12 protein-coding genes are annotated in these 10,566 nt (G+C 70.6%); 7 read left to right on the top strand and 5 right to left on the bottom strand.

Features of this window, described 5'->3' with window-relative positions:
- Window positions 1–122 precede the first annotated feature (122 nt).
- Complete coding sequence (locus tag ACIBG7_RS39590) at window positions 123–722, top strand: TetR/AcrR family transcriptional regulator (RefSeq protein ID WP_397339586.1); 600 nt, start codon at window positions 123–125, stop codon at window positions 720–722.
- Here the strand turns inward: ACIBG7_RS39590 and ACIBG7_RS39595 are convergent.
- Window positions 719–1,084, bottom strand: a complete 366-nt coding sequence (locus ACIBG7_RS39595) for a winged helix-turn-helix transcriptional regulator (RefSeq protein WP_397339587.1) — start codon at window positions 1,082–1,084, stop codon at window positions 719–721. The genes ACIBG7_RS39590 and ACIBG7_RS39595 overlap by 4 nt on opposite strands.
- Before the next feature lie 68 nt (window positions 1,085–1,152).
- Between ACIBG7_RS39595 and ACIBG7_RS39600 the strand changes: the two genes are divergently transcribed.
- Window positions 1,153–1,581 carry an ester cyclase gene (locus ACIBG7_RS39600; protein WP_397339588.1) on the top strand — a complete coding sequence of 143 codons (429 nt, stop codon included), beginning with the start codon at window positions 1,153–1,155 and terminating at the stop codon, window positions 1,579–1,581.
- 49 nt (window positions 1,582–1,630) lie between these two features.
- On the opposite strand, the gene ACIBG7_RS39605 is transcribed toward ACIBG7_RS39600, so the two are convergent.
- The 3 genes from ACIBG7_RS39605 to ACIBG7_RS39615 are packed head-to-tail and all read right to left on the bottom strand — an operon-like array spanning window position 1,631 to window position 5,048.
- Window positions 1,631–2,371 carry a succinate dehydrogenase/fumarate reductase iron-sulfur subunit gene (locus ACIBG7_RS39605; protein WP_357930771.1) on the bottom strand — a complete coding sequence of 247 codons (741 nt, stop codon included), beginning with the start codon at window positions 2,369–2,371 and terminating at the stop codon, window positions 1,631–1,633.
- Complete coding sequence (locus tag ACIBG7_RS39610; protein ID WP_357930774.1) at window positions 2,368–4,290, bottom strand: fumarate reductase/succinate dehydrogenase flavoprotein subunit; 1,923 nt, start codon at window positions 4,288–4,290, stop codon at window positions 2,368–2,370. Before ACIBG7_RS39610 ends, ACIBG7_RS39605 begins: the two co-directional genes overlap by 4 nt.
- Window positions 4,287–5,048 carry a succinate dehydrogenase cytochrome b subunit gene (locus tag ACIBG7_RS39615; RefSeq protein ID WP_357930777.1) on the bottom strand — a complete coding sequence of 254 codons (762 nt, stop codon included), beginning with the start codon at window positions 5,046–5,048 and terminating at the stop codon, window positions 4,287–4,289. Before ACIBG7_RS39615 ends, ACIBG7_RS39610 begins: the two co-directional genes overlap by 4 nt.
- 134 nt (window positions 5,049–5,182) lie before the next feature.
- Here ACIBG7_RS39615 and ACIBG7_RS39620 point away from each other — a divergent pair, with 134 nt between their 5' ends.
- From ACIBG7_RS39620 to ACIBG7_RS39640, 5 genes are all read left to right on the top strand, one after another.
- On the top strand, window positions 5,183–6,112 hold the full coding sequence (locus ACIBG7_RS39620; protein ID WP_357930779.1) for a LysR substrate-binding domain-containing protein: 930 nt from the start codon (window positions 5,183–5,185) through the stop codon (window positions 6,110–6,112).
- Window positions 6,113–6,116: 4 nt separating this feature from the next.
- Complete coding sequence (locus ACIBG7_RS39625; protein ID WP_357930782.1) at window positions 6,117–7,250, top strand: fused response regulator/phosphatase; 1,134 nt, start codon at window positions 6,117–6,119, stop codon at window positions 7,248–7,250.
- A 4-nt stretch (window positions 7,251–7,254) separates the two neighbouring features.
- Window positions 7,255–8,724, top strand: coding sequence for an ATP-binding protein (locus ACIBG7_RS39630; RefSeq protein WP_397339589.1), 1,470 nt, complete (start codon window positions 7,255–7,257; stop codon window positions 8,722–8,724).
- Window positions 8,717–9,160: a response regulator gene (locus tag ACIBG7_RS39635; protein ID WP_357930786.1), complete on the top strand. Its 444-nt coding sequence runs from the start codon at window positions 8,717–8,719 to the stop codon at window positions 9,158–9,160. Before ACIBG7_RS39630 ends, ACIBG7_RS39635 begins: the two co-directional genes overlap by 8 nt.
- Before the next feature lie 106 nt (window positions 9,161–9,266).
- A complete protein-coding gene (locus ACIBG7_RS39640) occupies window positions 9,267–10,001 on the top strand; it encodes a lytic polysaccharide monooxygenase (protein WP_357930789.1) in 735 nt (244 codons plus the stop codon).
- A 3-nt stretch (window positions 10,002–10,004) separates the two neighbouring features.
- On the opposite strand, the gene ACIBG7_RS39645 is transcribed toward ACIBG7_RS39640, so the two are convergent.
- Window positions 10,005–10,547, bottom strand: coding sequence for a DUF305 domain-containing protein (locus ACIBG7_RS39645; protein WP_357930792.1), 543 nt, complete (start codon window positions 10,545–10,547; stop codon window positions 10,005–10,007).
- Between the last annotated feature and the right edge of the window lie 19 nt (window positions 10,548–10,566).

Consider the following 10,566-nt stretch of genomic DNA (forward strand, 5'->3'; position numbering starts at 1 on the left):
CGTATCGCGACACGATCCGGTCCGTATCCCCGAACTGTAGGGCAGAGCCGTACCTCCCTGTCAACACGAACCGGATCGTCTCCCCGAGCCGATACCCTCGGACCGACTGGAAGTGAGGTGGCATGACCCCGGCGCACGCACCCGACCCCGCCCGGCGCAACCCGCAGACGACCGCCGCGATCCTCGACGCCGCCCTCGCCATGGCGGCCGAGGGCGGGCTGGCCAAGGTCAGCATCGAGGGCATCGCCGCCCGCGCGGGCGTCGGCAAGCGCACGATCTACCGCTGGTGGCCGTCCAAGGGCGCGGTCGTCCTGGACGCCTGGGCCCGGCGGCTGGAGGGGCAGCTCTACAAGCGCCTCAACGAGCCCCGGGGCGTCGACTTCGAGACCGAGCTCAAGCAGATGATCAAAGACGCCTGGATCCACACGGTCGGCGACACGCTGCCCGTGCTGTCCTGGCTGGTCGGCGAGGCCCAGCACGACCCCGAGCTCGGCGCCGAACTGCGCAAACGGCTGATCGAGCCGGCCTCCGACCTGGTCGCGGCCCGGATCCGCCGGGCGCAGGAGGACGGCGAGGTCGCCGCGGACATCGACCCCTACCGCGCCATCGAGCTGGTCTACGCGCAGCTCTACTACCGGCTGCTGGTCTCGGGCCGCCCGACCGACGAGGCCTTCCTGGACGACGTCGCCGAGCTCGCCATGCGCGGGCTGCGACCCCGCTAGCGCGGTCCGTCCGCGGCGTCGTACCGCTCGCGGGCCGTCGCGATCTGGCCGAGGTGGGCGTCGGACCAGGTGGCCAGCGCGTCGAAGACCGGCGTGAGGCTCCGGGCCAGGGGCGTCGTGGCGTACTCCACCCTGGGCGGCATCTCGGCGTGGTAGGTGCGCTCGACCAGGCCGTCGCGTTCGAGCTGCCGCAGCCGGCCGGTGAGCACCTTGGGGGTGATCGCGGGCACCATCCGCTGCAGCTCGGTGAAGCGCAGGCGGCCGTGGTGGTTGAGCACCCACACCACCTGCGCGGTCCACCGGCCGAAGATCAGGTCGGCCGCCGGGCCGATCGGGCAGGGGTCGAACTCGGGGGCAGCCATGAGCCGCTTTCCTCTTGGTAACTACTTCCCGAAGGATAGTAGCGTGGCGGTCGCCGAAAGGAGAACCGATGTCCACTCCCTCCGAACTGATGCAGCTCGTCGACGACGCGTGGAACGCCCAGGACTGGACCACCTTCGCCCGCTACCACGCCGACGACGTGGTGGTCCGGCTGCCGGGGCAGCCGCCCAGCCACGGCGTCGAGCACCACGAGGCCGACGCGCGGCGCGTGTTCGCCACCTTCCCCGACAACCAGGTGAGCAACCGGCCCTACCGGGTGTTGCTCGCCGAGGGCGACTGGACGTGCTCGATCGCCCGCTTCAGCGGAACGATGACCGAGCCCATGCACCTGCCCGACGGGACCGTCCTGCCGCCGACCGGCAAGTCCTTCGAGGTCGACTTCTGCACGGTGGCGCGCTGGGCGGACGGGCGGATCGTGGAGGAGAACCTCTTCTACGACCGCGACGCCATGATGCGCCAGCTCGGCCTGACCGCCTGACCTGCGAGGGGTGGGGTACGGCCGGCCGTACCCCACCCGTCCTGAACGACTACTTGGCGTTGGCCTTGAGGTAGTCGGCGTTCATCCGCGCGATGGTGTCCAGCGGGATGCCCTTGGGGCAGACCGCCGTGCACTCGCCGGTGTTGGTGCAGCCGCCGAAGCCCTCCAGGTCCATCTGGTCCACCATCGCCTTGGCGCGGGACACGCGCTCGGGCTGGCCCTGCGGCAGCAGCGACAGGTGGGTGATCTTCGCGGCGGTGAACAGCGAGGCCGAGCCGTTCGGGCAGGCCGCGACGCAGGCGCCGCACCCGATGCAGGTGGCCGCGTCGAAGGCCGCGTCGGCGTCGTCCTTGCGGACCGGCACCGAGTGGGCGTCGGGCGCGGACCCGGCCGGGACGGAGACGAAGCCGCCGGCCTGGATGATGCGGTCGAAGGCCGACCGGTCGACCACGAGGTCCTTCACCACCGGGAAGGGCGCGGCCCGCCAGGGCTCGATGGTGATGGTCGCGCCGTCCTCGAAGTGCCGCATGTGGAGCTGGCAGGTCGTGGTGGCCCGCTGCTCGCCGTGCGGCACGCCGTCGATGACCATGCCGCACATGCCGCAGATGCCCTCGCGGCAGTCGTGGTCGAAGGCGATCGGGTCGTCGCCCTCCAGGATCAGCCGCTCGTTGAGCACGTCGAGCATCTCCAGGAAGGACATGTCCGGGGAGACGTCCTGGACCTGGTACTTGACCATGCGGCCGGCGTCGGTGGGGCCACTCTGCCGCCACACGTTCAGAACGAGGTTCACTTGTAGCTCCGCTGGGTCATCTTGACGTACTCGTACTCGAGCGGTTCCTTGTGCAGCACGAACCCGTCCTCGCCCTTCTCCCAGGCGGCGACGTAGGCGAAGTGCTCGTCGTCACGCAGGGCCTCGCCGTCGGCGTCCTGCGACTCGGCGCGGAAGTGGCCGCCGCAGGACTCGGTGCGGTGCAGGGCGTCGAGGCACATGAGCTCGGCCAGGTCGAAGAAGTCGGCGACGCGGCCGGCCTTCTCCAGCACCTGGTTGAGCTCCTCGTTGGTGCCGCTGACCTTGACGTTGCGCCAGAACTCCTCGCGCAGGGCGGGGATGAGGTCGAGCGCCTTGCGCAGCGACTCCTCGGTGCGCTCCATGCCGCAGTAGTCCCACATGATGCGGCCGAGCTCGCGGTGGAAGGAGTCGGGCGTGCGGGTGCCGTTGACGGCCAGCAGCCGGTCGATCTTCTGCCGGACCTTGATCTCGGCCTCGGCGACGGCCTGCTCGTCCACCTCGCCGAAGGGCCCGGCGGCCAGGTAGTCGCCCAGCGTGGTGGGCAGCACGAAGTAGCCGTCGGCCAGGCCCTGCATCAGCGCGGAGGCGCCGAGGCGGTTGGCGCCGTGGTCGGAGAAGTTGGCCTCGCCGATCACGAAGAGGCCGGGGATGGTGGACTGCAGGTCGTAGTCCACCCACAGGCCGCCCATCGTGTAGTGCACGGCGGGGTAGATGCGCATCGGCTGGGAGTAGGGGTCCTCGCCGGTGATGCGCTCGTACATCTCGAAGAGGTTGCCGTACTTCTTCTCGACCGCGTCGCGGCCGAGGCGGCCGATGGCGTCGGCGAAGTCGAGGTAGACGCCGAGCCCGCCGGGGCCGACGCCGCGGCCCTCGTCGCAGACGTTCTTGGCGGCGCGGGAGGCGATGTCACGCGGGACCAGGTTGCCGAAGGAGGGGTAGATCCGCTCCAGGTAGTAGTCGCGCTCGTCCTCGGGGATGTCGCCGGGGGCCCGGTCGTCGCCCTTGCGCAGCGGCACCCACACGCGGCCGTCGTTGCGCAGCGACTCCGACATCAGGGTCAGCTTCGACTGGTACTCGCCGGAGACCGGGATGCAGGTCGGGTGGATCTGCGTGTAGCAGGGGTTGGCGAAGTAGGCGCCCTTCTCGTGCGCCCGCCAGATGGCCGTGGTGTTGCAGCCCTTGGCGTTGGTCGACAGGAAGAAGACGTTGCCGTAGCCGCCGGTGGCCAGGACGACCGCGTCGGCGACGTGCCGCTCGATCTCGCCGGTGACCATGTCGCGGACGATGATGCCGCGCGCCTTGCCGTCGTCGACGATGAGCTCCAGCATCTCGTGCCGGGTGAACATCTCCACGGTGCCGGCCGCGACCTGCCGCTCCAGCGCCTGGTAGGCGCCGAGCAGGAGCTGCTGGCCCGTCTGGCCGCGGGCGTAGAAGGTGCGGGAGACCTGCGCGCCGCCGAAGGAGCGGGTGTCGAGCAGGCCGCCGTACTCGCGGGCGAACGGCACGCCCTGCGCGACCGCCTGGTCGATGATGTTCACCGAGACCTGGGCGAGCCGGTAGACGTTGGACTCGCGGGCGCGGAAGTCGCCGCCCTTGACCGTGTCGTAGAAGAGCCGGTAGATCGAGTCGCCGTCGCCGCGGTAGTTCTTGGCCGCGTTGATGCCGCCCTGGGCCGCGATGGAGTGCGCGCGGCGGGGCGAGTCCTGGTAGCAGAAGGACTTGACGTTGTAGCCGAGCTCGCCGAGGGTGGCGGCGGCCGAGCCGCCGGCCAGGCCGGTGCCGACCACGATCACGTTGAGCTTGCGCTTGTTGGCCGGGTTGACCAGCTTGGCGGAGAACTTCCGCTTGTCCCACCGCTCCTCGATCGGGCCGGCGGGCGCCTTGGTGTCGCGGATCTCAGAGCCCTCGGTGTAGTTCATCCCTTGAATCCGATCATGATGGCGATGGGCGGGGCGAGGAAGCCCACGATGAGCACGGCCGACAGGAGCCCGGCGACGCCGCGCAGGGCCTTGTACCGGCCGGCCGCCCAGCCCAGGGTCTGGAAGGCGCTCCACACGCCGTGGCGCAGGTGCAGGCCGACCATGACGACGGCGACGACGTAGATGACGGTGACCCACCAGCGGGAGGGGTCGAACCCGGCGATCATGCGGTCGGCGGGGGCGGAGTCGAAGCCCTTGGGGTTGACCACGCCGAAGGTGAGGTCGAGCAGGTGCCAGACGAGGAAGAGCGCGATGGTCAGCCCGCCCCAGCGCATGATGTGCGTGGCGTAGCCGCCGGCCTGCGACTTCTTCACCGCGTACTTGACCGGCCGGGCCTGGCGCGCGCGGCGGGACAGCGAGATCGCGGCCCACATGTGCAGCACGACGCTGGCGGCCAGGATGACCTCCAGGATGGTCAGCACGGTGCGGTAGGGCAGGATCGGCTCCAGCAGCGTGCGGAGCGCGTGGGCGTACTCGTTGAAGGAGTCCTTGCCCAGGAAGATCTTGAGGTTCCCCAGCATGTGGAGGACCAGGAAGCCGACCATGATCGCGCCCGTGGCGGCCATGGTGACCTTCTTGCCGTTGGACGAGCCGAGGAAGCCCTTCGACTTCCTGCGCGGCTTGGGCGCGGCGGGCTGCGCTGGCGGAACGGGGGCTACCGGCGCCGTGGCGGCACCGCGCTCTATCGTGGCTGTCACGTCTTGAGAGGCTAGGTACCCTGCGACGATCCGTCCAAGTCATCACCGATCTGGTTTCGATAGCCTTAGGCTATGATCCTTGATTTATCCCGCCCTTATAGCGCCCACGACCCGACGAATGCGACGAATCTCACATGCAGTTCCAGCAGCTCGCCTACTTCGTCGCGGTCGCCGAGACCCGGCACTTCACCCAGGCGGCCGAGCGGATGCGGGTGGCCCAGCCCTCGCTGAGCAAGCAGATCAAGGCCCTGGAGGAGGACCTCGGCGCGCCGCTCTTCTCGCGTGCCCGCGGCAACGTCACGCTGACCCAGGCCGGTGAGGCGCTGCTCCCCCTGGCCAGGCGGATGCTCGCCGACGCCGACACCGCCCGGCGCGAGGTGGCCGAGCTGGCCGGACTCAAGCGCGGCCGGGTACGGCTCGGCGCCACCCCCAGCGTCTGCGCGGGCCTGCTCGGCGACGCCCTGGCGCGCTTCCACGCCACCTACCCGGGCGTCGAACTGCTGGTCGAGGAGGGCGGCTCGCGCGACCTGGTCCGCACGCTCGCCCGCGGCCAGCTCGACCTGGCGCTGATCATCCTGCCGCTGCAGAGCGACGACCCGGCCCTGGTCACCGAGGAGATCCTGCGCGAGAGCCTGGTCGTGGCCACCCCCTCGCACAACGCGCCGCGCAAGCCGTACCTGCGGATAGAGGATCTGCGGACCCAGCCGCTGGTGATGTTCCGGCGCGGCTACGACCTGCGGGAGGCCACGCTCAGCGCGTGCCGGCAGGCCGGCTTCGAGCCGCGGTACGCGGTCGAGGGCGGCGAGATGGACGCGGTGCTGCGCTTCGTGGAGTCGGGGCTGGGCTGGGCGGTGGTGCCGTCGATGGTGCTGGACGGCCGGCCGGGCCTGGCCGGGACCCCGCTGGCGCCGCCGGGACTGAGCCGCACGATCGCGCTCGCGCACCGCAAGGACGTCGAGCCCACCCGGGCGGCCTTGGCCTTCCGCGACACCTTCCTGTTCTTCCTCGCCGAGTCCGCGCACGAGCACACCCTTCCCCAGGGGCTCGAGCTCATCGCAGAATGACCCCGTGACGCAGACCCTCGACGTACCGCTGACCCTGCTCCTCATCGAGGACGACGCCGGCGACGCGGTGCTCGTGGAGGAGCTGCTGAAGCAGGCGGAGGTGCCGCCCAAGCTGATCTGGGCGCGCTCGCTGGCCGAGGCGGCTCCGCGGCTGACCACCAGCGTGCACTGCGTGCTGGTGGACCTCTCGCTGCCCGACGCGCACGGGCTGGAGGCGCTGCGGCAGGTGCTGGCCATCGCGCCGCACGCCGCGGTGCTGGTGCTGACCGGGCTGCGCGACGTGCACGTGGGGGTGGCGGCGGTCCAGTCGGGCGCCCAGGACTACCTGGTCAAGCAGGACGTCGACGCCCGGCTGCTGGCCCGCGCGGTCCGCTACGCGATGGAGCGCAAGCGCGCCGACCTGGCCCAGCTCAACCTGGTGCAGGCCGAGCTGACCGCCAAGGAGAACGCCCGCCTCGAACGCGGCCTGCTGCCCACCCCGATCCTGCGCACCACCCAGCTCGAACGCACCAGCCGCTACCGGCCGGGCCGCCAGCGCACGCTGCTGGCCGGCGACTTCTACGACACGGTCGAGACCGCCGACGGCTCGGTGCACCTGGTGGTCGGCGACGTCTGCGGGCACGGCCCGGACGAGGCGGCGCTCGGGGTGGCGCTGCGCATCGCCTGGCGCACGCTGGTGATGGCCGGCAAGACCGGCACCGAGATGTTGCAGATCATGGACTCGCTGCTGCGGCAGGAGCGCAAGTCCCCCGAGATCTTCACCACGCTCTGCTCCACGACCATCTCCCCCGGCCTCGACCACGCCCGGATGTACATCGTCGGCCACCCGCCGCCCCTGATCATGCGGGACGGCACGGTCAGCTCCGCCGCGGCCTCGCCGTCCGGACCGCCGCTGGGGATCTTCCCCGACGCGGAGTGGAAGCCGGTCGACGTGGAGCTCGGCCGCGCCTGGTCGGTGCTCGTCTACACGGACGGCCTGATCGAGGCGACCGTGGGCGACGGCTCCGACCTGCTCGGCACCGAGGGCCTGGTGCAGGTGATCAAGGAACACGGCACGATCGACCTCGACCGCATCATCGAGGGCGTCTCGGAGATCAACGACGATGTCGCCGCGCTCCTGGTGACGAGAAGGGGCTGAGCCCATGGCCGGCTGGTCGCTCGACCGCTGGTTCCGCTACGCCGCCATCGTGGGCGCGCTGGTGATCCTCGCCGGGTCGGCGCTGATGGTCAACGCCACGATGCACCTCAGCGACGTCCGGACCCGCATCATCGACGTGATCGACCCGGCGGCGCTCAAGACGCTCGACCTGGCGCTCGTCCAGGCCGGCCAGGACGCCTCCGTGCGCTCCTACGGGCTCACCAAGGAGCCGCACCACCTGGAGGTCTACCGGCAGGCCCGGCGCGACGAGGCGGCCATCCTGGGCGAGCTGCGCCGCCTCGTGCCCGAGGACGCCCCGATGCTGGACGGCATCGCGGCCGCCACCGACGCCTGGCGGCGCGGCTACGGCGATCTCATCGCCGCCGGCAGGCCGCTCAGCACCGAGCTCGCCAAGGTCAACACCGCGCTCTACGCCGCGGTACGGCAGGCCGTGGGCGCCGAGCGCACGGTCCTGGAGCGCCGGCACGAGCAGGCCAGGACGGTCATCGAGGCCCGGGCGTTCGACCAGGCGGTGGCCCTGGGCGTGCTGCTGGTGGTCACCGTGGCCCTGCTGATCCTGCTCGGCCTGGTCGTCCGCCGGGTCGTGCTCAAGCCGATCACCACCCTGGCCGAGCAGGTCGACGCGGTCACCAAGGGCGACTTCGAGGGCCGCATCGACGTCGCGCGCCCGCCGGAGCTGGTGGCGCTGTCCGGCCACATCGACGGCATGCGGCGCGAGATCCTGCGGCAGTGGCGGCTGGCCGAGGAGCAGGCCGCCGAGCTGCGCCGCTCCAACGGCGACCTGGAGCAGTTCGCCTACGTCGCCAGCCACGACCTGCAGGAGCCGCTGCGCAAGGTGGCCAGCTTCACCCAGATCCTGGACCAGCGCTACGGCGACCAGCTCGACGACCGGGCCCGGCAGTACATGCACTTCGCCGTGGACGGGGCCAAGCGCATGCAGTCGCTGATCAACGACCTGCTCGACTTCTCCCGGGTGGACCGCATGGGCGGGGAGAAGGCGCCGATCAGCGCGGAGCTGCCGCTGCGCGCCGCGGTGCGCAACCTGGAGGCGCAGATCGAGGAGTCGGGCGCGACGGTCACCCACGACGAGCTGCCGGAGGTGCTGGGCAACCACACCAGCCTGACCCAGCTCTTCCAGAACCTGATCGGCAACGCGGTGAAGTTCCGCTCGGCCGAGCCGCCGGTGGTGCACGTGTCGGCGCGGCCGGCCGGCGCCGGGCTGTGGGAGTTCTCCTGCGCCGACAACGGCATCGGCGTCGAGGAGAAGTACGCCGAGCGCATCTTCCTGCTCTTCCAGCGCCTGCATCCGCGCGACGCCTATCACGGAACCGGCATCGGGCTCGCCGTCTGCCGGAAGATCGTGGAGAATCACGGCGGCACCATCTGGGTGGACACCTCGGTCCAGGAGGGGACGACCATGCGCTGGACGTTGCGGGGGACGAGCCGTGCCTGACTTCCAGCCGATCGAGGTCCTGCTGGTCGAGGACGACCCGGGTGACGTGCTGCTGACCCAGGAGGCCTTCGAGCTCAACAAGGTCCGCAACCACCTGCACGTGGTCTCCGACGGCGAGGAGGCCATGGAGTTCCTGCACCGGCGCGGCGACTACGCGGGCGCGGTGCGGCCGGACCTGATCCTGCTGGACCTCAACCTGCCGCGCAAGGGCGGGCTGGAGGTGCTGGCGGAGGTGAAGGCGGACCTCAACCTCCGGAGCATCCCGGTGGTGGTGCTGACCACCTCCGAGGCGGAGGAGGACATCGTGCGCAGCTACCAGCTCCACGCCAACGCCTACGTGACCAAGCCGGTGGACTTCGAGCAGTTCATCCGGGTCGTGCGGCAGATCGACCACTTCTTCGTCACCGTGGTCAAGCTCCCCCTCCACCTCCTGTAGGGCGGAAATCTGACAAGCGGGGGGACCCAAAGTCAGCCATACCCCTTAAAAGACAGGAAACTTTCTTTTACATTTGGGTTATCCCCCCATTTCACAGGAGCGTTTCATGAGAAGACTCCTAACCATCCTGTCAACCGCCTTCCTCGTGGCGGCGGGCACGGCGGTGATCGCCGAACCCGCCTTCGCGCACGGCTACGTGACCGCGCCGCCCAGCCGGCAGGCGCACTGCGCGGCCGGTCGCGTGGCCAACTGCGGCCCGGTCGTCTACGAGCCGCAGAGCGTGGAAGGCCCGAAGGGCCAGCGCAACTGCCACGCCGGCGACTCCCGCTGGGCGCCGCTCAGCGACGAGAGCAAGGCCTGGCCGGTCACCGGCGTCGGCTCCTCGGTGACCTTCACCTGGCGCTTCACCGCCCGGCACGCCACGCGTGACTACGAGTACTACATCGGCAACACCCGGGTGGGGTTCGTGGCGGGCAACGGCCAGCAGCCGCCCTCGACCATCTCGCACACGGTGAACCTGGGCGGCTTCAGCGGCCGCCAGAAGATCCTCGCCATCTGGAACATCGCCGACACCGGCATGGCCTTCTACAGCTGCATGGACGTCAACATCGGCGGCGGCGGAAGCACCCCGTCCCCCACGCCGACGGCGACCTCCTCGCCCACCCCGTCCCCGACCGCGACCCCGACGCTGCCGCCCGGCGGCTCGTGGGCGCCCGGCATCACCTACGCCACCGGCTCCACCGTGACCTACGGCGGCGCCTCCTACCGCTGCCTCCAGGGGCACACCTCGCTCACCGGCTGGGAGCCGCCCAACGCGCCGTCGCTCTGGCAGCGGCTGTGACGGCTACTTGCCCAGCAGGCTCCGCATGTAGGTGACCTGCGCGGACCTGGCCCGGTCGACCTGCCGGGCCAGGTTCAGCACGCGCGGGCTGGAGCCGTTCAGCGCCGCGAGCTTCGCCATCCGCACCGCGTCGTCCTGGTGGGCGATCATCAGCGTCAGGAAGTCGCGGTCGAACCCGCTGGTCGCCTTGGCCAGCCGGGCGATCTCCTTCTCGCTGGTCTCCGGCAGGCCGCCGTGGGCGGCGTGCGCGGAGCTGGGGGCGGCCAGGGGCTGGTCCCACTCGTGCAGCCAGCGGGTCATGTCCCTGATCTCCAGTGCTTCGGTGGTCTCGATGGCCGCGGCCAGCGAGCGCACCTCGGCCGCGGCTGCCCGGTCGCCGGCGATGCCGGCCAGGCGCATGCCCTGCTGGTTGTGCGGGAGCATCATCTGCACGAACATCACGTCCACCGCGTTCACCTGCTCGGTCGGCAGGGCGGAGTCGGCGGTCGAGCAGCCGCCGGCCAGCAGGGCGGCGATCAGAGCCGCGGCCATCCCGGTGCGTCGCACGGTCAATCCCCTTGTTAAA

It is taken from the genome of Nonomuraea sp. NPDC050328, from assembly GCF_044459405.1.
In the GTDB taxonomy this organism is placed as follows: Bacteria; Actinomycetota; Actinomycetes; order Streptosporangiales; family Streptosporangiaceae; genus Nonomuraea.

Coding starts and splice junctions, on each gene's coding strand:
- ACIBG7_RS39620 (WP_357930779.1), top strand. CDS start 5,183: ATGCAGTTCCAGCAGCTCGCCTACTTCGTCGCGGTCGCCGAGACCCGG.
- ACIBG7_RS39610 (WP_357930774.1), bottom strand. CDS start 4,290: ATGAACTACACCGAGGGCTCTGAGATCCGCGACACCAAGGCGCCCGCC.
- ACIBG7_RS39600 (WP_397339588.1), top strand. CDS start 1,153: ATGTCCACTCCCTCCGAACTGATGCAGCTCGTCGACGACGCGTGGAAC.
- ACIBG7_RS39595 (WP_397339587.1), bottom strand. CDS start 1,084: ATGGCTGCCCCCGAGTTCGACCCCTGCCCGATCGGCCCGGCGGCCGAC.
- ACIBG7_RS39590 (WP_397339586.1), top strand. CDS start 123: ATGACCCCGGCGCACGCACCCGACCCCGCCCGGCGCAACCCGCAGACG.
- ACIBG7_RS39640 (WP_357930789.1), top strand. CDS start 9,267: ATGAGAAGACTCCTAACCATCCTGTCAACCGCCTTCCTCGTGGCGGCG.
- ACIBG7_RS39630 (WP_397339589.1), top strand. CDS start 7,255: ATGGCCGGCTGGTCGCTCGACCGCTGGTTCCGCTACGCCGCCATCGTG.